20 protein-coding genes, 1 tRNA gene and 1 other RNA gene are annotated in these 22,026 nt (G+C 57.9%); 15 read left to right on the forward strand and 7 right to left on the reverse strand.

Annotated features, from left to right (window positions below; genetic code table 11):
- Positions 1-7: 7 nt before the first annotated feature.
- From BMZ35_RS12365 to BMZ35_RS12390, 6 genes are all read right to left on the reverse strand, one after another.
- Positions 8-478: an SspB family protein gene (locus BMZ35_RS12365; protein WP_093094194.1), complete on the reverse strand. Its 471-nt coding sequence runs from the start codon at positions 476-478 to the stop codon at positions 8-10.
- Between the two features lie 81 nt (positions 479-559).
- Positions 560-1,804 carry a chromate efflux transporter gene (gene chrA, locus BMZ35_RS12370; protein WP_093094158.1) on the reverse strand — a complete coding sequence of 415 codons (1,245 nt, stop codon included), beginning with the start codon at positions 1,802-1,804 and terminating at the stop codon, positions 560-562.
- 48 nt (positions 1,805-1,852) lie between these two features.
- Positions 1,853-2,278 carry an ester cyclase gene (locus BMZ35_RS12375; protein ID WP_093094159.1) on the reverse strand — a complete coding sequence of 142 codons (426 nt, stop codon included), beginning with the start codon at positions 2,276-2,278 and terminating at the stop codon, positions 1,853-1,855.
- A gap of 76 nt (positions 2,279-2,354) precedes the next feature.
- Positions 2,355-2,703, reverse strand: a transfer-messenger RNA (tmRNA) gene (gene ssrA / locus BMZ35_RS12380).
- A 55-nt stretch (positions 2,704-2,758) separates the two neighbouring features.
- Positions 2,759-3,136, reverse strand: coding sequence for a P-loop nucleotide/nucleoside kinase family protein (locus tag BMZ35_RS12385; protein ID WP_341350633.1), 378 nt, complete (start codon positions 3,134-3,136; stop codon positions 2,759-2,761).
- 109 nt (positions 3,137-3,245) lie between these two features.
- The gene (locus BMZ35_RS12390; RefSeq protein ID WP_093094160.1) at positions 3,246-3,983 is read right to left on the reverse strand and encodes a FadR/GntR family transcriptional regulator; all 738 of its coding nucleotides are present in this window, start codon (positions 3,981-3,983) and stop codon (positions 3,246-3,248) included.
- A gap of 289 nt (positions 3,984-4,272) precedes the next feature.
- Here BMZ35_RS12390 and BMZ35_RS12400 point away from each other — a divergent pair, with 289 nt between their 5' ends.
- The 14 genes from BMZ35_RS12400 (at position 4,273) to BMZ35_RS12465 (ending at position 19,350) form a co-directional block, all read left to right on the forward strand.
- Complete coding sequence (locus tag BMZ35_RS12400) at positions 4,273-5,376, forward strand: dimethylsulfoniopropionate demethylase (RefSeq protein WP_093094162.1); 1,104 nt, start codon at positions 4,273-4,275, stop codon at positions 5,374-5,376.
- A 92-nt stretch (positions 5,377-5,468) separates the two neighbouring features.
- Complete coding sequence (acuI, locus tag BMZ35_RS12405) at positions 5,469-6,461, forward strand: acryloyl-CoA reductase (RefSeq protein WP_093094163.1); 993 nt, start codon at positions 5,469-5,471, stop codon at positions 6,459-6,461.
- Between the two features lie 99 nt (positions 6,462-6,560).
- Positions 6,561-7,130: a peroxidase-related enzyme gene (locus BMZ35_RS12410; protein ID WP_093094195.1), complete on the forward strand. Its 570-nt coding sequence runs from the start codon at positions 6,561-6,563 to the stop codon at positions 7,128-7,130.
- Between the two features lie 114 nt (positions 7,131-7,244).
- Positions 7,245-7,664 carry an HIT family protein gene (locus tag BMZ35_RS12415; RefSeq protein WP_093094196.1) on the forward strand — a complete coding sequence of 140 codons (420 nt, stop codon included), beginning with the start codon at positions 7,245-7,247 and terminating at the stop codon, positions 7,662-7,664.
- A gap of 63 nt (positions 7,665-7,727) precedes the next feature.
- Positions 7,728-8,948: an aminotransferase class V-fold PLP-dependent enzyme gene (locus tag BMZ35_RS12420; RefSeq protein ID WP_093094164.1), complete on the forward strand. Its 1,221-nt coding sequence runs from the start codon at positions 7,728-7,730 to the stop codon at positions 8,946-8,948.
- A gap of 48 nt (positions 8,949-8,996) precedes the next feature.
- Entirely contained in the window at positions 8,997-10,415 is a 1,419-nt protein-coding gene (locus BMZ35_RS12425; RefSeq protein WP_093094165.1) for a cryptochrome/photolyase family protein, read from the forward strand.
- Between the two features lie 64 nt (positions 10,416-10,479).
- On the forward strand, positions 10,480-11,688 hold the full coding sequence (locus tag BMZ35_RS12430; protein ID WP_093094166.1) for an SAM-dependent methyltransferase: 1,209 nt from the start codon (positions 10,480-10,482) through the stop codon (positions 11,686-11,688).
- On the forward strand, positions 11,688-12,128 hold the full coding sequence (locus BMZ35_RS12435) for a TrgA family protein (RefSeq protein ID WP_093094167.1): 441 nt from the start codon (positions 11,688-11,690) through the stop codon (positions 12,126-12,128). The genes BMZ35_RS12430 and BMZ35_RS12435 overlap by 1 nt, the downstream gene beginning before the upstream one ends.
- 4 nt (positions 12,129-12,132) lie before the next feature.
- The gene (locus BMZ35_RS12440; RefSeq protein WP_093094168.1) at positions 12,133-13,257 is read left to right on the forward strand and encodes an NUDIX domain-containing protein; all 1,125 of its coding nucleotides are present in this window, start codon (positions 12,133-12,135) and stop codon (positions 13,255-13,257) included.
- Between the two features lie 54 nt (positions 13,258-13,311).
- Complete coding sequence (locus BMZ35_RS12445) at positions 13,312-14,349, forward strand: cysteine synthase A (protein ID WP_093094169.1); 1,038 nt, start codon at positions 13,312-13,314, stop codon at positions 14,347-14,349.
- An 8-nt stretch (positions 14,350-14,357) separates the two neighbouring features.
- Positions 14,358-16,901, forward strand: a complete 2,544-nt coding sequence (locus tag BMZ35_RS12450; protein ID WP_165610072.1) for a DUF3772 domain-containing protein — start codon at positions 14,358-14,360, stop codon at positions 16,899-16,901.
- Positions 16,898-17,617 (forward strand): alanyl-tRNA editing protein, encoded by a 720-nt coding sequence (locus BMZ35_RS12455; protein ID WP_093094171.1) that lies wholly within the window; start codon positions 16,898-16,900, stop codon positions 17,615-17,617. The genes BMZ35_RS12450 and BMZ35_RS12455 overlap by 4 nt, the downstream gene beginning before the upstream one ends.
- Positions 17,618-17,904: 287 nt before the next feature.
- Positions 17,905-17,994 (forward strand) — tRNA-Ser (locus tag BMZ35_RS12460).
- A 222-nt stretch (positions 17,995-18,216) separates the two neighbouring features.
- Positions 18,217-19,350: an ABC transporter substrate-binding protein gene (locus tag BMZ35_RS12465; RefSeq protein ID WP_093094172.1), complete on the forward strand. Its 1,134-nt coding sequence runs from the start codon at positions 18,217-18,219 to the stop codon at positions 19,348-19,350.
- Positions 19,351-19,389: 39 nt separating this feature from the next.
- On the opposite strand, the gene BMZ35_RS12470 is transcribed toward BMZ35_RS12465, so the two are convergent.
- On the reverse strand, positions 19,390-20,505 hold the full coding sequence (locus tag BMZ35_RS12470; RefSeq protein WP_093094173.1) for a CaiB/BaiF CoA transferase family protein: 1,116 nt from the start codon (positions 20,503-20,505) through the stop codon (positions 19,390-19,392).
- Between the two features lie 310 nt (positions 20,506-20,815).
- On the opposite strand from BMZ35_RS12470, the gene BMZ35_RS12475 reads away from it, so the two are divergent.
- Positions 20,816-22,026, forward strand: a 1,211-nt coding sequence (locus BMZ35_RS12475) for an acyl-CoA dehydrogenase (protein ID WP_093094174.1), incomplete at its 3' end; no start/stop codon positions are given.

The following is a 22,026-nucleotide window of genomic DNA, read 5'->3' on the forward strand; positions in this document are numbered from 1 at the left end:
GCGGATGCTATTTGCGGAAGCTGTCCAGGCTGACAACGTCGGCTTCCTTGCGAGGGGAGTCTTCTTCGTCCGCCTCGAGGTCTTTTTCCTCGAGCAGGTCGTCGAGATCGTCGTCCTCATCGTCTTCCTGCGTTTCGAAGCGCAGACCGAATTCGACCGAGGGGTCCACGAATGTCTTGATCGCGTCATAGGGAATGTACAGCGGCTCCGGTGAATCCCCGAAGTTCAGCGTGACCCCGAATCCCTCGTCTCCAACCTCGAGATTGTCGTACCAGTGCTGCATGACCACGGTCATTTCACCCGGGTAGCGGTCTGACAACCAATCCGCGATTTCTACATCAGGGTGTTGCGTGTCGAAGGTGATGAAAAAGTGGTGCTCACCGGGAAGACCGTTTTTCTGCACATCGCTCAGCACTTCCTGAATCAGGCTGCGCATGGCGCGGTGCATGAGGTTTCCATAGTCGATGCTTCGGGACATGGCGGCTTTCTCGATAAGGGCTGCATTTACAATAGAAGATTCGTCGGGAAACAAAAGATGAGGGCGGGCAAATTTTTGCTCTCAGAGGAGGTTGGGAACGAGCCCTGCGAAAGCGCAGAGCGCAAGCACCGCGAGAAGGGGAAGTCGCAAGGCAAACAGCATCAAGCAGGCGAGGCCAACGAGGGCCGCCATGAAGGGGGAAAAGCTGGATAGGTTGGGTAGGGGCACCGGATGCGGCGTGACTGTTTTGAAGAGGAGGTTCAGCGTGAACCACAGACTCAGATTGATGATGACGCCGGTCACCGCGGCGGAAATGAAATGCAGCCCGGCGGATAGGCGCGGATTGGCGAGAATGCGGCTTACATGTGGAGCACCGGCGAATATCCACAGAAAACAAGGGGTAAATGTGCACCATAGAGCCGTGATGCCAGCAAGCGCAGCGAGGGTTGCGCCGCCCTGATGATGTCCGGCGAGAGTGGCTACGAATTGCGTGACGAGGATCAGCGGGCCGGGGGTTGTCTCTGCAAGCCCAAGCGCGTCGATCATTTCCCCGGTGCTGATCCAGCCATGATCCTGAACGACGGCTTGCACCATATAGGCCAGTACTGCGTAGGCGCCGCCAAATGTCACAACCGCCAGCTTGGAGAAAAATACCGCCACGTCCCAAAGGAATGTCGCATTGACGAGGTGGAGAAAGCCAATCGGGGCCAGCCAGAGCGTGCCCCAGATCAAGATGGTTCGGAAGGTCCTGGAAACCGGGGCGCGCGCGGGTGATAAGGCTGGGGTCTGTTGTTCGGTGGCGCGCGCCATTCCGATAAGCGCAGCGGCCGCAATCACGGCCGGAAAAGGAAGCCATCCGGCATAAAGGCAGATGAAGCTGGCAAGTGCCATGCCCCATTCCTGGGGGCCGGTAAGAACCTTTCGGGAGAGACGAACCAAGGCTTGCAGGATGATGGCGACAACCGCCGCCTTGACGCCCAAAAACGCGGCCTGAACCAACGGCACATTTCCGAAAGTGATGTAGAGCGCGGCAAGGGCAGCGATGACCAACGCGCCGGGCAGAACAAAAAGCAGACCCGCGAGCAGACCACCCGCCGTGCCGCGGATCTTCCAACCACAGAACGTGGCGAGTTGCATGGCTTCGGGGCCGGGAAGCAACATGCAGAAGGAGAGGGCGCCCAGAAAATCTTTTTCGGAAAGCCAGCCTGTCCGATCCACCAGTTCACGGTGCATCAGGCTGATCTGGGCCGCAGGACCACCAAATGACAGGAGCCCAATCCGCCCGAACACGGAAAACAGGTGAGAAAGGTCAGTGGTGCGCGCCATGCTGTTTTGGCACCACGATGCGGTGCAAAAAGCAAGGCGATTCGGACTTTATCCGATCCGTTGACCCGTCAGGCAGAGCGCCATCGACTGTTCCGGCAGCAGCCCCATTTGCTCAAAGAAGCTCATGAAGTCGAAGCTGTTGTAGGTTTCCACCATCTTGTCGCCCTCGAACCGGGCGAAAAGCTGTCCCGAACCGATTACGGGCTGACCATTGGCGGGGTTGGTCACGCGCATCGAATACAAGGCCGAAGCCCAGTCGCCGTCTTCCATGACCTTGTCGAGGGATACCTTGGGATCTTCGACCATATCGAGGAACATCGGGACAAGTTCGCGAAAATCATCCGGACCCACCTGCAAGTCGGGCAACAACCCCTGTGCCTGTGTGTCCGGGCTGAATAACTCGTCAATGGCATCGAGGTCGGCGTCGATCCAGACGCGCTGATACCATTCCTGTAAGATGTCACGCTTTTCCATGAGAAATACCTGCCTAGCTGCGGAATGTCTGACACAGGCATAACGCGAAAGAATGATCGACAGGTTAACGGGAGAAAGTGCAGGCTTCTGTTGCCAGGTGCCTGCGAACCCCGCCTGACGCTGCTAGGCATCAGGACTTAAGTTTCGGTCTTGTTACTGCTTACGCAGCAACTGCAACCGGAGCACGATTGTCATTTGCAATTGTACAAGTTTCGCCGATAACGGTGGCAGACAGCCGAGACAAAGCTAACCCCTTTAGACGTTCGTCGATCCTGTTTCGGCCCCATGACCCCCAAATGAAGGGTTTTGGTGGAGCCGCCGGGTACCGCCCCCGGGTCCGATCCGCTTATTACGAGCGCGTTTATGTCCATAGTTCCCGAGGGAACGTCCAAGATATAAGTCCCGATCCGTTCCGTTGCAAGCCGCAGATTTCGAGAAGCTCACCAATGCCCCGACAAGATCAAATTTGAAATTGTTAACTTACTCAAAGGTATATGTTGTGATGTTAAAGTTTTCGTCCAGTGACGGTGCAACAAAATGCCGGGTAATGTGTTCAAACTGTTCTTCGCTGACGGAAAACGGGTGAGTGCCTGAGGCATTTCGGATGCGCAGGCGCGCACGGCAGGTTTCGGTTGGAACGTCCAGATAATGGAGAACGTGGGGACAGCCGCTGTCCTTTAGGATATCATGCAGCCAGGCACGGCTTTCAAGCGTGTTGGCTCCGAAGTCCAGAACCACTGAGACGCCCGCACGCAGCAATCCGGTCACGTGTGGGGTCATGGCCGCGCGCAACCGGGCAGAATAGCGCACGTAATCCGCGAGAGAGGACATATCCGGGCCGAAGAGTTCGGACGCCATTGGTCTTCGGAAATAACCACGGTCGCCGGGTCAAGCGCCAGTTTGGCGGCCAAGGTTGATTTCCCGGCCGCCACTTTGCCAACGAGAATATGTAGGCTTCCGCATTGGGTCATGGCGATGCGCGTGCCGCGCGAGCGGCCATGGCATCCCTGCCAAGCTGGAGTGTGCAGGCTGTCAGCTCGGACAGGGCCGCGTCCGCGCTGGCGGCATCCCGGGCCTCGATGGCATCGGCAATTCTGGTGTGCAGAGCAACAATCACGTCTCGGTTGCGTTGGGTGAAGGTAATCATGTTCATCAAGGGCTGCATCGCCTCGACTGCACCCGCGAGTTGGTAGGACAGGACAGGATTGGAGGCGCCGTCGACAAGGGCGCGGTGAAAGGCGACGTCGCTGTCACAAAAGCTTTCATCCGACAGGCCCGGCTGGCCTTGACGATGGATCTCGGCGCGCATTGTCGCCAGATGGTCCGGGGTGCGGCGCTCGGCAGAAAGGGGCGCGCAGGCCCGCTCGAGTGCGAACCGCGCTTCGCAGGCTGTCTGAAAGTCCACCGCATTCATGGACAACAGCAGGGTCGAGGTCGTGATATGGTGGGCATAGGCCTCGTCATAGCTCAGGCGCCGCACGAAAGCGCCGCCGGTGGCCCCGCGCTGGGTGCGGATCAGGTTCTGCGCGGCAAGGCGTTTGAGCGCTTCGCGCACCGTCGGGCGAGAGACGTCGAACTGGTCCGCAAGCTCGGCTTCGGACGGCAGGCGTTCATCCACGATCAGGTCGCCCGAGATGATCGCGTCGCGAATGGCCTTGGCGATTTGGGCGGAGAGATCGGAACGGCTCTTGGGGTCAATTTTCATTTGTCAGACATTTATTGTTTGCTCGAACTTTAAATGTCTGACATTTTGATGGCAAGAGGTGAGTCGCATCGGGGGAGATTGCGAAAATGCTTGCTGCCCATATCGTAGGCATGTTCGGCGGGTGTTGGCCTGCCAACAGCACAGTGAAACTGGAAACGTGGCCGAAGGCGTCGTTCGGCGCGCAGTTCAACCAACCATCTGATCACCGCGGACAGGGAGATGATCCCGTGACAGCGGCGTGTCAAACAACTGTGGGCACCGACCCGGTGTTCCCGCCGGAGGATCCTGTATGGCTTTGATTGCCCCCTCGCGCCGTCTGCGGCGCACTCCCTTTTCCGACGGTGTCGAAGCCGCCGGTGTCAAGGGGTATACTGTTTATAACCGCATGCTCCTGCCGACCGTGTTCCGGTCGGTGCAGGAGGACTATCGCCACCTGAAGGAGGCGGTTCAGGTCTGGGATGTGGCCTGTGAACGCCAAGTCGAACTGCGTGGCCCCGACGCCAGTCGTCTCATGCAGATTTTGACCCCGCGCGACCTGCGCGGCATGCTGCCCGGACAGTGTTATTACGTGCCCATCGTGGATGAAACGGGTGGCATGTTGAACGATCCGGTGGCTGTCAAGCTGGCTGACGACCGTTGGTGGGTTTCCATCGCGGACAGCGACCTTTTGCTTTGGGTCAAGGCGATCGCCCATGGGTACCGATTGGATGTACTTGTGGACGAGCCGGATGTGTCGCCGCTGGCGGTGCAGGGGCCCAAGGCCGACGATCTGATGGCGCGGGTCTTTGGTGACAAGATCCGGGACGTGCGGTTCTTCAGATTTGGCTGGTTCGAGTTCCAGGGTCGTGACCTTGTTATTGCACGTTCAGGCTATTCCAAGCAGGGCGGGTTCGAGATTTATGTCGAGGGCGGAGATCTCGGAATGCCCCTGTGGAATGCGCTCTTCGAAGCGGGCAAGGATCTGGATGTGCATGCAGGCTGCCCCAACCTGATCGAACGGATCGAAGGGGGATTATTGAGTTACGGCAATGACATGACCGACGACAATACACCCCACGAATGTGGTCTGGGGCGCTTCTGTAACACGCAGAGTGCGATTGGCTGCGTCGGGCGGGATGCCTTGCTGCGGGTTGCCAAGGAAGGGCCGGTGAAGCAAATCCGCCCGATCGAGATCCACGGCGAAGCAGTGCCGCCCTGTGATCGACTTTGGCCGGTGATGGATGGCGATCTTCATGTCGGTGATATCAGCAGCGCCGCATGGTCGCCGGATTACAATACGAACGTGGCAATCGGCATGGTGCGAATGACCCATTGGAATGCCGGCACGGAATTGGACGTCATCACACCGGATGGGGTGCGCCCCGCCACGGTGTTCGAGGCGTTCTGGACCTGAAGACAGATAAGCAACGCCGGCGCCCTAGGGGCGCTGGTCAATTGGACGAGATGAAGTCGGGACCTGGTTGCGACGAAAGATAGGAGATTTTGATGTTCAAGGCATTGGTAATGGAACAAAACGCCGAGGGTTTGGCAGAAGCACAACTCAAGGAAATCGGTGAAGACCAGTTGCCGGAAGGCGATGTCACCGTGGCAGTCGAATACTCGACCGTTAACTACAAGGACGGTCTGTGCCTGTCGGCAAAGGGGGGCGGGCTGGTGCGTAAGTATCCGCATGTGCCGGGCATTGATTTTGCGGGAACTGTCGAGACCTCGGAGGATGCGCGGTACAAGCCCGGTGACAAGGTTGTCCTGACCGGTTGGCGCGTGGGCGAGATCCATTGGGGTGGATATGCCCAGAAGGCGAGGGTCAAGGGTGACTGGCTGGTGCCTTTGCCCGAAGGGCTGAGCACCAAACAGGCGATGGCCGTGGGGACGGCGGGTTTTACCGCGATGCTGGCTGTTATGGCATTGGAAGACCATGGGTTGAAACCCGGGCAGGGGCCTGTGCTGGTGACAGGGGCCGCAGGGGGCGTTGGTTCGGTGGCGACAGCCATTCTTGCCAACCTGGGCTACGAGGTGGCCGGTGTCACGGGGCGGCCGGATACAGAGGACTACCTCAAATCCCTTGGTGCAGCGCGGATCGTGGCCCGCGAAGAGCTCAACGAAACCACAAAGCGCCCGTTGGAAGCGGAAACATGGGCGGGCTGTGTTGATGCGGTGGGCGGCGAGATGCTGGCCCGCGTGCTGGGGCAGTTGAAATACGGAGCCAGTGTGGGCGCGGTGGGGCTTGCCGGTGGGGCGGCGCTGCCTGCGACCGTCATTCCGTTCCTTCTGCGCGGGGTGAACCTTTTGGGAATCGATTCCGTGATGCAGCCCTATGACAATCGGGTTCGCGCCTGGAAACGGATCGCCAGCGATCTGCCCATGGACAAGCTTGAAGCGATGATCCGGCCTGCAAGGCTGGAAGACCTGCCGCAACTGGGGGCGGATATCCTCAAGGGGCAGGTTCAGGGCCGCGTCGTGGTGGATGTGAACGGCTGATCGCCTGATACATTTTTGCAAAGTTCCCGTGGCACGACCACGGGGCCTTTGCCGCGCATGATTTTTCGCCTGCACATTATTTTTGAAAGGACCAAGTCTATGACCGACAAACCCATCAGCCGCTATCCCGTGCCAGCGCTTGACGACCTTCCCGAAGACATCCGAAACTTGATGCTTGGCGTTCAGGAGAAAGCAGGGTTTATTCCCAACGTGTTCCTGACTCTGGCCCATCGTCCCGACGAATTCCGCGCCTTCATGGCTTACCATGACGCTCTGATGGAGAAAGACAGCGGTTTGACCAAGGCGGATCGCGAAATGATCGTGGTGGTGACGTCGAGTGACAATAGCTGCCAGTATTGCGTGGTCGCGCATGGGGCGATCCTGCGTATTCGGGCCAAGGATGCGACCATTGCCGACCAGGTTGCCGCTAATTATCGCAAGGCTGATATCACGCCACGGCAGATGGCAATGCTGGATTTTGCCATAAAAGTGTCGAACGATGCCCGTGCGATTTGCGAGGGCGACTTCGAAACGCTGCGTGCCCACGGGTTCAGCGACGAGGATATCTGGGATATTGCTGGGGTCACGTCCTTCTTTGGCCTGTCGAACCGAATGGCCAATTTCATCTCGATGCGCCCCAATGAAGAATTTTATGGCATGGGGCGCTGACCGCGGTGTCGCACGGGTGAGGTTGCTTGACCTCGTCCGCGCGAACCTCGAAAAGAACGATACAGGGGCAGCTTGCCCCCGGTTCACAGAATTTCAGCGCGACAGAAAGGTGTCCTGATGGCTTATGACAACGACAATATCTTTGCCAAGATCCTGCGCGGTGAAATCCCAAGCGAAAAGCTGTATGAAGACGCGGACACTTTCGTGTTCATGGATATCATGCCGCGTGCCGACGGGCATTGTCTGGTGATCCCGAAAACGCCCTGCCGGAACATGCTGGATGCGTCGCCTGAACAGCTGTTGGCCTGTATGAAAACGGTGCAAAAGGTGAGCCATGCGTGCCTAGAGGCATTTGGGGCCGAGGGCATCACCCTGCAGCAGTTCAATGAACCGGCGGGCGGGCAGGAGGTATATCACCTGCATTTCCATATCCTGCCCCGCCACGAGGGTGTGAAGCTGCGCCCGCCGGGCCAAATGGCGGATTTTGCCGTTTTGAAACAGCACGCGGACAAGATCCGGGCCGCGCTTGCGTGATTGGACAGGCTTGACCTTCTGCGACAAGGCCGATTTTCTCACCGCGAAAGCGAGAGGTGAGTCATGTTGGATGTCGATTTTGTCCGGAAACAGTTTCCGGCATTTTCCGAACCGTCCCTTGAGGGGCAGGCGTTTTTTGAGAATGCCGGGGGCAGCTATACCTGCGGGCAGGTGATCAACCGGCTAACCCGGTTCTATACCCAGCGCAAAGTGCAGCCCTATGCGCCTTATCAAGCTTCAGAACTTGCCGGGGCGGAGATGGATGAATCCCGTGCGCGTCTTGCGGCGATGCTGGGTGTGGAGACAGACGAAGTCAGCTTTGGTCCTTCGACGACCCAGAACACTTATGTATTGGCGCAGGCCTTTCGGAAATGGATGGATCCGGGTGACGCGATCATCGTGACCAATCAGGATCACGAGGCCAATACCGGCCCATGGCGACGGTTGGCAGAGGACGGTATCGAGGTGCGGGAGTGGAAGATTGACCCCGAAACCGGGCATCTCAATCCCGAGCACCTGTCCGACCTGCTGGACGACCGGGTCAGGCTGGTCTGTTTTCCGCATTGTTCGAACGTCGTCGGAGAAATCAATCCGGTCGGTGAGATTGCGGCCCTTGCGCATGCGGCAGGTGCGTTTGTGTGTGTCGATGGCGTGAGTTACGCGCCGCACGGTTTGCCGGATGTTGGTGCGCTAGGGCCCGACATCTACCTGTTTTCCGCCTACAAGACCTATGGCCCGCATCAAGGCGTCATGGTGATCCGCCGTAACCTTGGCATGCTCCTGCCCAATCAGGCGCACTACTTCAATGCGGATGTGCTTTACAAACGGTTCACCCCGGCTGGTCCGGATCACGCCCAGGTCGCCGCTTGTGCGGGGATGGTGGACTATGCCGAGGCGCTGGCGGCTCATCACGGCGTTCTTGGTGAAACGACCGCCGCAACCGGGGCTGCTGTGCATGACCTCATGCGCGCGCATGAGACCGCGTTATTGCAGCCGGTTCTTGACTATGTGCAGTCCCGCAATTCCGTGCGCCTTATCGGTCCGTCCGAGGCAGAAAAGCGCGCGCCAACCGTGACAATCGCGGCCAATGTGCCGGGAGAAGAGCTCGCGGCTAATCTGGCGGATCATGGCGTTATGGCCGGCGGTGGCGATTTCTATGCCAACCGTGCGCTCGAAGCACAGAAGGTTGATATGGACAAAGGGGTCCTGCGCGTCAGTTTCGTGCATTACACGACCCAAGGCGAGGTCGATCAGCTATTGAACGCGCTGGAAGCCGTTTTGTGATCCAATGCCCAGAAGCCCCCGTATCAATTGAAAAATTACGGGGGCACCATGGGGACCGAGCACACGACCATCTTTTGGTTCAGGCGTGATCTGCGGCTGGAAAATCACCGCGCGCTGAGCGCGGCGGCGGAGCGTGGCACGATTGTGCCGTTGTTCATACATGACGCATCCGTGGAAGCGCTTGGGGCGGCTTCGAAAATGCGCCTTGAGATGTCGTTGAAGGCTTTGGCCTCGGATCTTGAGGCGCACGGGCTTTCGATGATCTTCCGGCGCGGCGATCCGCACGAGGTTCTGAGCGAGATGATTGCCGAGACCGGGGCAACTGCTGTCTTCTGGAGCCGCCGCTATGACCCGGCTGGAGTCGCGATTGACACTGCGATCAAGGAAGAGCTGAGCAGGGATGGGATCGACGCCCGGAGTTTTGCCGGAACGCTCTTGTTCGAACCCTGGACGGTCGAGACCGGGCAGGGCGGGCCGTACCGGGTCTATACCCCTTTCTGGAAAGCCGTGCGGGCCCGGGCGGTTCCGGATGTGTTGCCGGTTCCCAAGCTGGTCGGGATGGACAAGGGGCCGTCATCGGACCAGCTGGAAGACTGGCACCTGTCACGGGACATGCACCGGGGTCGGGCGATTGTGGCCGAACATGTGCAGGCCGGAGAGCGGTCGGCGCTAAACAAACTGCACCGGTTCATCGATGAGAGAATCGGCGCATACAAGGCCGAACGCGATTTTTTGGACCGGGGTGCCACGTCGGAGCTCTCCGATGCACTCAGCTTAGGCGAGATCAGCCCGGCGCAATGCTGGCACTTGGCACAGCGCGCCATGCAGGAAGGCGAGCAGGGGGCGGAACATTTCCTGAAGGAACTGGTCTGGCGAGAATTTGCGTGGCACCTGATGTGGCATTTCCCGAATCTGGCGCAGGACAACTGGCGCCGCGAATGGGACGCGTTTCCATGGATCGAAGACAGTTCTGATCCCAAGTTTCTGGCCTGGTGCCAAGGACGGACCGGTGTGGCAATTGTCGACGCGGCCATGCGCGAAATGTATGTGACCGGGAAAATGCACAATCGTGCCCGTATGGTCGCGGCGAGTTACCTGACAAAACACCTTGGGGTTCACTGGCGCTTGGGACTTGCCTGGTTTGAGGCATGTCTCGTGGACTGGGACGCAGCATCGAACGCGATGGGATGGCAATGGGTGGCCGGATCAGGGCCGGACGCTGCACCGTATTTCCGGATTTACAACCCGGACACGCAAGCCGACAAATTTGATCCCAAGGCACGGTACCGGCGCAGGTGGCTTGCCGAACCCTATGAAAAGCCGACACAAACCGCCTTGCAGTTTTTTGAGGCGGCGCCACAGAGCTGGCACCTTGATTCAGTCGAAGCCCCAAAGGCGCCAATTGTGGCCCTTAAAGAAGGGCGCGCGGCGGCACTTGCCGCCTATGAAAACTTCAAATCGCAATAAATTCTTGCCGATCCGGCAAATTAACGCCTAGCCTTGAGACCAAACCGCGCATGGGAGGAAGCGGATGCACCTGACCACCACCAAGAACCAGAGCGAATTGCCCAGGTATTTCCCCGCCGTTTTCGAAATGGCGACCAAGATCAATCACGGGCGGATTGATTTTGTGATGCCGGACGGGCGCAAATTTCGCGCCGAGGGACCAAATCCGGGGCCGGTCTGCGAATTGCACGTGCACAATGGCGATACATTTGCGCGCCTGATGCGAGAAGGTGAGCTTGGTTTCTGTGATGCCTACATCGAAGGCTGGTGGAGCACGCCGGACCTGCAGGCGTTCTGCGATTTCCTTCGGACCGATAATGACGAACTCTATGACGGTTTTCCGGGTATGTTCTTTGTCCGGGCCTTTGAAAAGCTACGCCACTGGATGAACTCCAACACCAAGCGGCAGGCGCGCAAGAACATTTCGTTCCATTACGATCTGGGAAACGAGTTCTACGCGCTTTGGTTGGACGATACGATGACTTATTCCTCGGCCCTGTTTGAGACCGGGCAGGAAAGCATGGAGGCAGCGCAAACCGCGAAATACGCATCCATGGTGGATCAGATGGGAGCACAGCCGGGGGATCATGTGCTTGAAATTGGGTGCGGATGGGGCGGTTTCGCGGAATATGCCGCAAGGGAGCGGGGGCTCAAAGTTACCGGACTGACCATTTCGGAAGAGCAGTTGAAGTATGCTAGAGAACGCATCGAAAAGGCGGGTCTTTCCAGCATGGTTGAGTTCAAGCTTCAGGATTACCGCGATGAGACGGGTCAATATGACGGGATTGCCAGCATTGAAATGTTCGAAGCGGTTGGCGAAAAATACTGGCCGGTCTATTTCCAGACGGTGCGGGACCGTTTGAAGCCCGGGCGGCAGGCGACGCTACAGATCATTACGATCAGCGAGGAGCGCTTTGATGCATATCGGAAAGGTGTTGATTTCATACAGAAATATATCTTCCCAGGAGGCATGTTACCCAGTCCAGGCGCGCTTCGACAGGAGGTGAAAAATGCGGGCATGAACGTGGTGAAATCGGTCGAGTTCGGTGAAAGCTACAGCCAAACGCTTCGGCGCTGGTATGAAACCTTCAATGACAGATGGGATGATATTCAACACATGGGATTTGACGAACGGTTCCGCCGTATGTGGAATTTCTATCTGACCTCTTGCGCTGCGGCGTTTCACAGTGGAAGTTGTGACGTAACGCAAATCACGATATCCAGACCGAATTGATGCCTACAGCCAACAACCTGGTCGCCGCACTCTGCCTTGCCATTCTTGGCGCGGTGGTGTCCGAGCTCATCAAGCCGCAAATGCCCGAAGGGTTCAACTTTGGACATTTCACGCTGATAAGCGCGGGACTTGGTGTGTGGGTTGGATGGAAAATCATGGGTCCCCGTGCCGGAAAGGGCACCACGATGGCCATCAACAATGGTATCACTGGGGTGATCACGCTGGTGATCGCGGGTTTGCTTTTGTTCGGCGCCATCGAGATGCTGGATCGCTCTCTGAACAGGCGTTATCAGGATCCGATCACGGCCATTCAGGACATCGTTTCCCTTGCCGCAGATTACAGTTTCACCCTGCTGGATACCAAGGTGATCACTGCTTTGGTCGTCGGTGCCGTTCTATCCGGTTTGATCACGGAATTCGCCTATCGGCGCTGGAGATAATTTCATGAAGTCATTGTTTTTGTACGGCACGTTGCGACACGTGCCCTTGTTGTCTGCCGTTTTGGGGCGTGATGCGGCGGATCTCGATGTCACCGCGGCAACGCTTGCAGGACACGAGGTTTGCGCGGTGGCAGGCGAAGTGTTTCCGATGATCCGGAAGGGGGGAAACGGTGCCGAAGGTATTCTCGTGCGGAGCCTGACACCGGACGATGTCGCGCGGATGGAGTTCTACGAAGGCGGTTTTGACTATGATCTCGAAGAGATGACGGTGACCGCTGACGGGCAAACGGTAGAAGCGCAGGTTTTTTTTCCTGCACCGGGCGCTTGGACCGCGGATGGGCCTTGGTCGCTTGAAAAATGGATTGAATGCTTTGGGAAATGGTCCGTCTACGGTGCGCTGGAGGAAATGAGTTATTTCGGTCAGCGTAGCCGTGAGCAGGTCGACCAGATGCTGTCCATGATTCAGGCAAGGGCAACAGCCAAGGTTAATGCCAGCAATTGCGATCTGGGCCACAGTCCCGGCGGAATGGTTCGCGCGGATGTGAGTGATGTACACGTCGCAAGGCCATTTGCAGAGTTCTATACATTGGAAGAGTACGACCTTGCCTTCAAGCGCTATGATGGCTCGACGAGCGCGATGGTACGGCGCGAGGTTTTTGTGGCGACAGACGCGATAATCGTGTTGCCCTATGACCCGGTGCGGGATCGGGTTCTTTTGATAGAACAGTTCCGCCCCGGGCCCTTTGCCCGGGGCGATCAGAAGCCCTGGCTGCTTGAGCCGATCGCCGGGCGGATCGACACCAATGAAACCGCCGAAGAAACCGCCCACCGGGAGGCGATGGAAGAAGCCGGTTTGACGCTTTCCAGACTGGAAGAGGTCGCCCATTGTTATGCATCCCCGGGGTGCAGCACGGAGTATTTCGACATCTACGTCGGGATTGCCGATCTTCCGGATGATGTCGCAGGGGTGAACGGACTTGAGGAAGAAGCCGAAGACATTCGGTCATTCATTTTTAGTTTCAATGACTTGATGCGGCTTGTTGATGAGATGCAGATCGTGAATGCGCCCTTGGCGTTGGCTGCACTTTGGCTTGCGCGACACAGGGACAGACTGCGCGGCGCGGCTTGAGTTCCCACCACCGGTTGCCTACACAGGAAAAGACAGATTTGAAAGGACGTCCGAATGCAGTTTGCGCGTGACCTGGCCGAGGCAATCGGCAATACGCCCCTGATCCGCCTGAACAAAGCCAGCGAGGCAACCGGGTGCGAGATCCTCGGGAAGGCCGAGTTCATGAACCCCGGTCAATCGGTCAAGGACCGGGCGGCCCTGTTTATCATTCGGGATGCTTTGGCGCGGGGCACTTTGAAACCCGGTGGTACGATTGTGGAGGGCACGGCCGGAAACACTGGCATCGGGCTTGCTCTGGTTGGCGCATCCATGGGGTTCAAGACGGTGATCGTTATCCCGGAAACCCAAAGCCAGGAAAAGAAGGACATGCTTCGGCTGGCCGGTGCGGAGCTGGTTCAGGTGCCTGCTGCCCCTTACAAGAACCCGAACAATTACGTCCGTTATTCAGGGCGCCTAGCGGAAGAACTCGCCAAAACCGAACCAAATGGCGCGATCTGGGCGAACCAGTTCGACAACGTCGCCAACCGACAGGCACATGTGGAAACCACTGGCCCCGAGATCTGGCGCCAGACCGACGGCAAGGTGGATGGATTCATCTGTGCCGTCGGGTCTGGCGGCACGCTGGCAGGTGTCGCAGAAGCGCTTCAACCCAAGGGCGTGAAGATCGGTCTTGCCGATCCGATGGGCGCGGCATTGTACAGCTATTACACATCCGGTGAGTTCAAGGCCGAGGGTGGGTCGATTACCGAAGGTATCGGGCAGGGTCGTATCACGGCCAACCTCGAAGGGTTTACCCCTGACATGAGCTTCCAGATTCCCGATGAAGAGGCATTGCCGGTCGTTTTTGACCTGCTGCAGGACGAGGGTCTTTGTCTTGGCGGGTCATCTGGTGTGAATGTCGCAGGCGCGATCCGGATGGCCAAGGAAATGGGGCCTGGTCATACAATCGTGACCGTTCTGTGTGACTATGGCACCCGCTATCAGTCCAAGCTGTTTAACCCCGCGTTCCTGCGGGAAAAGGGGTTGCCTGCGCCTGAATGGCTTGGAGACACGGGGCCATCCAGCATTCCGGGTGTCTTCGAAGACGTGTGAGGAAACAGATGGGGTTCTTGGTTCGCTTTCTCGGTGTTCTCGTTGCTCTGGTCTTCTGGGGGGGCGCAACACCCCTGTTGGCGCAGCAGGATACGCCCTCTCTAGAAGCGACCGAGCCGGGAGGAAATGAGACCGACGAAGCGTCGCAAGCCGACCAGACCTCAGAGGCTCTGACGAGCGCGGGCCATACACGGTTGTCCCAACGCCAAATCGACTTTCTTAATGACTGGACTGCGACGGCGCGACGGGCGGAAAACACGATCGAGGCAAACCGCGCGTCGATTGCCGCTTTGGAAGGATTGCGCGAAGAAGTTGCCGGTTATCGGGCGATTTTTTCGAAAACTCGCGATGACAGCACCGCGCGGCTCAACACGCTTCAAGCGCAACTCGATGCGCTCGGTCCGGCTCCTGAAGATGGGAAAGCGGAACCAATCGAAATCGCCACGCTGCGCGCGGAAATCAAGGAAAAGATGGAGGAACTACGTGTTCCTGTTTTGATTACACGCGAGAACTTCACCCGGGCAGATGGGATCATAAGCGAAATCGACAGGCTCATTCGAGAGAGGCGAGCTGCGCAAATTCTACAACGCACGGTAAGCCCGCTGAACCCAGCACATTGGTCTCGGGCGCTTGAAGACTACGCGGACGGAATCCGGGATGTCATCACAGAGACGCGGGTGAACCTGCGAAACAAGGTCGAGCAAAAGCTGTTGCGAAAATCCGCGCCGGTGGTTCTGGTGCTTCTGGCATTCGGATTTCTCTTCCTTCTGAGAGGTCGTCCTTGGGCCGAGTGGTTCGGCAACAAGTTGCGCCGGCTTGGTGGCCGCGGAACGGGCGTCTGGCGCTTTGTCGTGTCTTTGGGCCGTATCGTTATTCCACTTGTGGGTGTTCTACTCATATCCGTCGCGCTGGTGACCAGCCAGGTGCTTGGATTGCGCGGACAATTGGTACTGGAGCAGGTCCCCCAATGGGCCGCAATGCTTCTTGGGTATCGATGGCTGGCAGACAGGCTTTATCCGAAGCGCGACGAAGATTGCTTCTTTGGAATGAGCACCCAAAACCGAGGAGCGGCGCGCAGAAATCTCACCGCTTTGGGGGTGATGTTGGTCACGTTTGACGTGCTGCGCCTTTTTGAAGTGATCGAAAACCTGCCTGACTCTTCGCGCGCGGTTGTGGGTTTCATTCCGATCCTTGTCACCAGCTTGCTTCTTTTTCGACTTCGACAAGTGATCCTGCGCGAAGTGGTCCGTCGTCGGGAGGAGAACGAGACCGCGGATATCAGGCTCGGGATTTTTCGGTTTGCACCAACACTGCGTATGATCACGCTGGTCGTTGCATTCACGACGCCAATTCTGGCCGCCGTGGGCTATGCGCGTCTCGCCGAACTTGGGCAGTACGCATATATTCAGACCCTTGGTCTCTACGGGCTTCTGCTTGTGTTGCAAAAGTTCTTTGTAGATCTGTACGCGTGGCTTTCTCGCAAGGGTCTTGCTGCGGTTGAAGAGGGCGTCGCACCGTTTTTTATCGGGATGATCCTGGTACTGCTGGCATTTCCGCTGCTCGCCCTGATTTGGGGCGCGCGGATGTTCGAGTTGACCGAACTCTGGCAACAGTTCCTCGAAGGTGTCCCGATTGGGGAAACCCGGATCACGCCGGTGGATTTCCTGACCTTCGTAATTGTGTTCGTTATCGGTTACACGTTGACGCGGATGTTCCAGGGTGCGCTACGCAACAACCTTTTGCCAAAAACCAGCTTGGACGCTGGCGGTCAAACAGCCGTGGTGTCGGGCGTTGGTTATGTTGGTATTTTCCTTGCCGCACTCATCGCGGTTGCGATGGCTGGTATTGATCTTTCCGGTCTTGCGATTGTTGCGGGTGCGTTGTCTGTTGGCATTGGTTTCGGTCTTCAGACCATCGTGTCGAACTTTGTCAGCGGCATCATCCTGTTGATCGAACGCCCGGTTTCTGAAGGGGACTGGATAGAGGTCGGCGGGCAGATGGGGTATGTCCGCGATATTTCGGTGCGTTCGACCCGGATCGAGACCTTTGACCGCACGGACGTGATCGTGCCGAACTCGGACCTGATTTCTGGAACTGTCACGAACTACACCCGCGGCAATACCGTCGGGCGTGTCATTGTTCCGGTCGGGGTTGCGTATGGAACCGACACACGGCTTGTCGAGAGAATCCTGAGGGAAATTGCCGAAGCCCATCCGATGGTTCTTGGCAACCCGGCTCCCAACGTGGTCTTTCAGGGGTTCGGGGCGGATTCACTGGATTTCGAAATTCGGGCAATTCTGCGAGACGTAAATTGGATGCTGTCCGTCAAATCTGAGATGAACCATGAAATCGCCCGTCGGTTTGTCGAAGCCGGGATCGAGATCCCGTTTGCGCAGCGCGACATCTGGATTCGCAATCCGGAGGCACTCGTTCCCGGAGAAAAATCCACCAATCCGGAAAAACCTGCCGAGACAGCCCAGGTGAGCGAAACCATGCGGCCGGATATGCAGGATTTCGACGGCGGCGCCGATGGGGAAGGGGACAACAGATGACAGAGTTGTTGTTTCGTGAGGATGCATATCTCAAGGAAGCAGAGGCCTGTGTTGTCGCATATACGCCCGAGGGTGGGGTTGTTCTGGACCGATCAATTTTCTATCCAACCGGCGGCGGTCAGCCCGGCGACAGCGGGCAACTGATGTGGAACGGCGGCAGTCTTGACGTGGCAACGACCGTCAAAGTGGATGGGGACAACATTGCTTTGGTTCCCGCCGCGGCACAAGCTTTGCCGCCTGTGGGAGCTGTCGTACAGCAGGAATTGGATTGGACGCGGCGCTATCGGCATATGCGCGTGCATACGGCGTTGCACCTGTTGTCGGTCGTTATTCCACTTCCCGTGACCGGCGGGTCGATTGGACCGGACAAGGGACGTCTGGATTTCGATATGCCCGAGGCTCCCGAGGACAAGGAGGCGCTGGAGGCGGCCCTCAATGCGCTTGTCGATCAGGATTATCAAGTTTCTCAACGCTGGATCACGGATCAGGAACTCGAGGCCAATCCGGGGCTGGTCAAGACCATGTCTGTCAAGCCGCCCATGGGGGCGGGGCGCGTTCGGCTCATATGGATCGGAAGGGGGGTCGATCAGGTTGATCTGCAACCTTGCGGCGGGACTCACGTTGCGCGCACGTCAGAAATCGGACGTGTGCGACTTGGCAAGATCGAGAACAAGGGACGTCAGAACCGTCGCGTAAACATTTTGTTGGACGATTGAGCCGTTCCGACGCCGCGAGTTTGCTGCGCATCTCTCCAAGCCAATGAAAAAGTGAGAAATTTCTGCGGTTTTTTCGAAATATGCCGGAAGCCGCCGTCTTGCGGCACATAGGTGCAGGCGGCTTGAGTACATGTCTCCTGCCCCGAATACCACGGGATCAACAGGACTTGTGGCAAGGTCATCGAACGCGTTTGAAGACGTTGTTGCATAAGAAACGAACCGAGCGTCGTTTTTCGTGCCGGGACCCCTTGCCAATGGTGGTGGTGGGACGCTAAAGAGCGCAGCACGGAGCGGTGGCCGAGTGGTCGAAGGCGCACGCCTGGAAAGTGTGTAGGCGGGAAACCGTCTCCAGGGTTCGAATCCCTGTCGCTCCGCCATTCATCTCACAAAACCGAGCAGAGATTGATCTTTGCAGGTCATTTTAAGAGTGCACGCTCTTCGAGCAAATGGCTTGTATTGAAGCATTTTCGGCAAGACTTGACGCGTCACGTTGACGTGATGCCGCGCGTCTCCCGGCGCTCAACAAGAAGGATCGCTTGACCCTGGAGCCATGCAGCGCACAAAGTCCAATGGTCAAGACAATAGGGAGAGAACTAGACATGTTATTTTCGAGGCTGGCCACTGCGGCCCTTGCCATGGGGCTGGCAACTGCCGTTTCGGCGGATGTCAAAGTCGGGATGATTACGACGCTGTCCGGAGGGGGCGCAGGACTTGGGATCGACGTGCGCGACGGGTTCTTGCTGGCCGTCAAGCAGGCTGACCGCAACGATCTTGAACTTGTCATCGAAGATGACCAGCGCAAACCGGATATCGCCGTACAACTGGCAGACAAGATGATCCAGTCAGAAAAGGTTGATGTGCTGACCGGTATCATCTGGTCGAACCTTGCGATGGCGGTTGTTCCTGCGGCGACTGCGCAGGGAAAGTTCTACCTGTCGCCCAATGCCGGACCTTCTGCGCTGGCCGGAAAGGGATGCCACCCGAACTATTTCAACGTGGCATGGCAGAACGATAACCTGCATGAAGCAGCGGGCGCATATGCAAAGGCCACCGGCTATGAGAATAGTTTCATTCTCGCGCCCAACTACCCAGCCGGCAAGGATGCGTTGACCGGCTACAAGCGACTATATGGCGGGGAACTGGCTGGCGAAGTCTATACCAAACTTGGACAGACTGATTATGCCGCCGAAATCGCCCAGATCCGGGCCAGCGGGGCAGATAGCGTGTTCTTTTTCCTGCCCGGTGGCATGGGGATTTCCTTCCTCAAGCAATATGCGGACAGCGGTGTCGATCTTCCTGTTGTGGGGCCAGCCTTCAGCTTTGACCAAGGGATTCTGCAGGCTGTTGGTGGCGCAGCACTCGGCGTGAAGAACACGAGCCAGTGGAACAAGGATATCGACAACGCTGCAAACAAGGCATTTGTTCAAAGCTTCCAGGCCGAATATGGCCGCTTGCCGTCTCTTTATGCCAGTCAGGGGTTTGATACCGCGAACCTGCTGTTCTCGGCCATGGACAAGGCCGATGTGAAAGACGCTGATGCGTTCCGGGCAGCGCTGAAGGCGGCCGAATTCGACTCGGTGCGCGGCGATTTTGCATTTGGCAACAACCACCACCCGATCCAAGACATTTATGTGCGTGAAGTGATCCAGGAAGGCGACATCTTTACGAACAAGATCATCGCGGTTGGTCTGGAAAACCACGCGGATGCCTATGCGTCCGAGTGCAAAATGTAAGAGAGAACATGTCGGGGCGACCATGTCGCCCCGATGCGCTTATTTGCTGTCCGATTGCGGCAGCACCGGTGCGCTCTGATCCAGCGCCAGTTCCGCGTCCGAAAACACCCAAGGCCCGCGCACACCCGGCACGCCTTCGGGAGAGATCACCATGCTACGGGCCTTGATCTGCGGGTCGTTCAGCGCGTCGCCGATTGCATTGATGGGACCAGCCGGAACCGTGGCCGCCTCAAGAGCGTCAAGCAATTCTGCGGAAGTGAACTTGCAGGTCTCCTGCTCAATCTCGGAAGTCAGATCGTCACGATTGGAAACCCGCAACTGGTTGCTGGTAAAGTCCGGGTTGGCAGCAAGGTCTGCGCGCTTGAGCACGTCGCACATGCGTTGAAACTGCCCGTCATTGCCGACGGCGATGATGATATGACCGTCCGAAGTCGGTACCACCTGATAGGGCGCAATGTTGGGGTGCGCGTTGCCTTTGCGGGTCGGGCTGGCGCCGGTTGCCAGATAGTTCATGGCCTGATTGGCCAGAAGCGCAGTGGCACAATCGAGCAGGGACATGTCGAGGTGTTGGCCACGCCCCGAACGGTGGCGCTGTTCGACGGCAGCTAGGATGCCGATCGTCCCGTAAAGGCCGGTGACAACATCGGTGACGGCAACGCCAACTTTCTGGGGCTGGCGTTCTGGTTCTCCGGTGATCGACATCAGGCCGGAAATGCCCTGGATCATGAAATCATACCCGGCACGCGTGGCATATGGGCCGTCCTGCCCGAAGCCGGTGATCGAGCAATAGATCAGACGAGGGTTGAGTTCTGACAGCGACGCATAGTCCAACCCATATTTCTTCAATCCCCCGACCTTGAAATTCTCGATGAGGATGTCGGCATCGGCCACAAGGTCGCGGACCCTTTGCTGCCCTTCCGGAGAGCGAAAATCAATCGTGACCGAGCGTTTGCCGCGGTTGGCTGAATAGAAATACGCCGCTGTCTTGTCACCGTCACGCTCAATGAAGGGCGGTCCCCAGCGACGGGTGTCATCGCCCTCGGGGGCTTCAATCTTGATCACCTCGGCACCTAGATCGGCCAGAGACTGACCCACCCAGGGGCCTGCGAGAATGCGGGCCAGTTCGACAACTTTCAGACCTTCGAGCGGTTTCATGGGCTTCCTTTAGCGGTTTTACTGAGAGCGATGGAGGGCATTTAGATCGGCTTAGACTGTGCGCCAGCATGGAAGAACGGAACTGTAGCGTTGCGCCAAGGTCAAGCTCTTCCATCCGGGGCGGGTTTCCTTCAATGTTTCGCAGACGTTTTGGCAGATTCGAAGCTGATGCGCAATTTTTAACTAGAAGCGCTCAAAAAAATGCGCAATAGGTGCGTGAACATGTGAAGCAAGCGGTGATTGCGGGAGCGGATGCCAGATGCCCCGAACACAAAGAGACGCACCGCGCGCGGCAAAGAAGGAGGCTTTCATGGCCAAAGAACTCGCCCCCCAATCGAAACCCGACCTGAATGCCTTCAACTGGGAAGATCCCTTCCTGTTGGAAAGTCAGCTGCTTGAAGACGAGCGGATGATCCGTGATGCGGCCAAGGCCTATTGCGATGAAAAGCTGATGCCGCGTGTGACGGCGGCGTTCGAGAACGAGCAGACCGACCCCGAGATTTTCCGTGAAATGGGCGAAATGGGCCTGTTGGGCACCACGATCCCCGAGGAATACGGCGGCATTGGCGCGGGTTATGTGAGCTATGGCCTGGTCGCGCGCGAGGTTGAGCGGATTGACTCAGGCTACCGCTCGATGATGTCGGTGCAAAGCTCGCTGGTGATGTACCCGATCTATGCCTATGGCAGCGAAGAGCAGCGTCAAAAATACCTGCCCAAGCTGGCCAGCGGTGAATATATCGGATGTTTCGGCCTGACCGAGCCGGATGCGGGCTCTGATCCCGGCAGCATGAAGACCACCGCCAAGAAGGTTGACGGCGGCTATGTGCTGAACGGATCGAAGATGTGGATTTCCAACGCGCCGATCGCGGATGTGTTCGTGGTCTGGGCCAAATCGGATGCGCATGGCGACAAGATCCGCGGCTTCGTGCTCGAGAAGGGCGCCAAGGGTCTGAGCGCGCCCAAGATCGCGAACAAGGCCTCGTTGCGGGCCTCGATCACGGGTGAGATCGTGATGGACAATGTCGCGGTGGCTGACGATGCGCTCCTGCCCAATGTCGAGGGTCTCAAGGGGCCGTTCGGCTGTCTGAACCGGGCGCGCTATGGCATTGCCTGGGGCGCGATGGGCGCGGCCGAGTTCTGCTGGCACGCGGCGCGTCAATACGGGCTGGATCGCAAGCAGTTCAACAAGCCGCTGGCGCAGACGCAGCTGTTCCAGCTCAAGCTGGCCAACATGCAGACCGAGATCTCGCTGGGCCTGCAGGCGGCGCTACGGGTGGGCCGGTTGATGGACGAGGCCAACGCTGCGCCGGAGATGGTGTCGATCATCAAGCGCAACAACTGCGGAAAGGCGTTGGAAATCGCCCGCCACGCGCGCGACATGCATGGCGGCAACGGCATCAGCCTCGATTTCCACGTGATCCGTCACATGGTCAACCTGGAAACCGTGAACACCTACGAAGGCACTCACGACGTCCACGCCCTCATCCTCGGCCGCGCACAGACCGGACTGCAGGCGTTTGC

Source organism: Shimia aestuarii (assembly GCF_900114635.1).
Lineage (GTDB): Bacteria > Pseudomonadota > Alphaproteobacteria > Rhodobacterales > Rhodobacteraceae > Shimia > Shimia aestuarii.

Coding starts and splice junctions, on each gene's coding strand:
- BMZ35_RS12450 (WP_165610072.1), top strand. CDS start 14,358: ATGGGGTTCTTGGTTCGCTTTCTCGGTGTTCTCGTTGCTCTGGTCTTC.
- BMZ35_RS12420 (WP_093094164.1), top strand. CDS start 7,728: ATGTTGGATGTCGATTTTGTCCGGAAACAGTTTCCGGCATTTTCCGAA.
- acuI (WP_093094163.1), top strand. CDS start 5,469: ATGTTCAAGGCATTGGTAATGGAACAAAACGCCGAGGGTTTGGCAGAA.
- BMZ35_RS12465 (WP_093094172.1), top strand. CDS start 18,217: ATGTTATTTTCGAGGCTGGCCACTGCGGCCCTTGCCATGGGGCTGGCA.
- BMZ35_RS12410 (WP_093094195.1), top strand. CDS start 6,561: ATGACCGACAAACCCATCAGCCGCTATCCCGTGCCAGCGCTTGACGAC.
- BMZ35_RS12375 (WP_093094159.1), bottom strand. CDS start 2,278: ATGGAAAAGCGTGACATCTTACAGGAATGGTATCAGCGCGTCTGGATC.
- BMZ35_RS12445 (WP_093094169.1), top strand. CDS start 13,312: ATGCAGTTTGCGCGTGACCTGGCCGAGGCAATCGGCAATACGCCCCTG.
- BMZ35_RS12430 (WP_093094166.1), top strand. CDS start 10,480: ATGCACCTGACCACCACCAAGAACCAGAGCGAATTGCCCAGGTATTTC.
- BMZ35_RS12400 (WP_093094162.1), top strand. CDS start 4,273: ATGGCTTTGATTGCCCCCTCGCGCCGTCTGCGGCGCACTCCCTTTTCC.
- BMZ35_RS12470 (WP_093094173.1), bottom strand. CDS start 20,505: ATGAAACCGCTCGAAGGTCTGAAAGTTGTCGAACTGGCCCGCATTCTC.
- BMZ35_RS12425 (WP_093094165.1), top strand. CDS start 8,997: ATGGGGACCGAGCACACGACCATCTTTTGGTTCAGGCGTGATCTGCGG.
- chrA (WP_093094158.1), bottom strand. CDS start 1,804: ATGGCGCGCACCACTGACCTTTCTCACCTGTTTTCCGTGTTCGGGCGG.
- BMZ35_RS12440 (WP_093094168.1), top strand. CDS start 12,133: ATGAAGTCATTGTTTTTGTACGGCACGTTGCGACACGTGCCCTTGTTG.
- BMZ35_RS12390 (WP_093094160.1), bottom strand. CDS start 3,983: ATGAAAATTGACCCCAAGAGCCGTTCCGATCTCTCCGCCCAAATCGCC.
- BMZ35_RS12365 (WP_093094194.1), bottom strand. CDS start 478: ATGTCCCGAAGCATCGACTATGGAAACCTCATGCACCGCGCCATGCGC.
- BMZ35_RS12455 (WP_093094171.1), top strand. CDS start 16,898: ATGACAGAGTTGTTGTTTCGTGAGGATGCATATCTCAAGGAAGCAGAG.
- BMZ35_RS12385 (WP_341350633.1), bottom strand. CDS start 3,136: ATGGCGTCCGAACTCTTCGGCCCGGATATGTCCTCTCTCGCGGATTAC.
- BMZ35_RS12435 (WP_093094167.1), top strand. CDS start 11,688: ATGCCTACAGCCAACAACCTGGTCGCCGCACTCTGCCTTGCCATTCTT.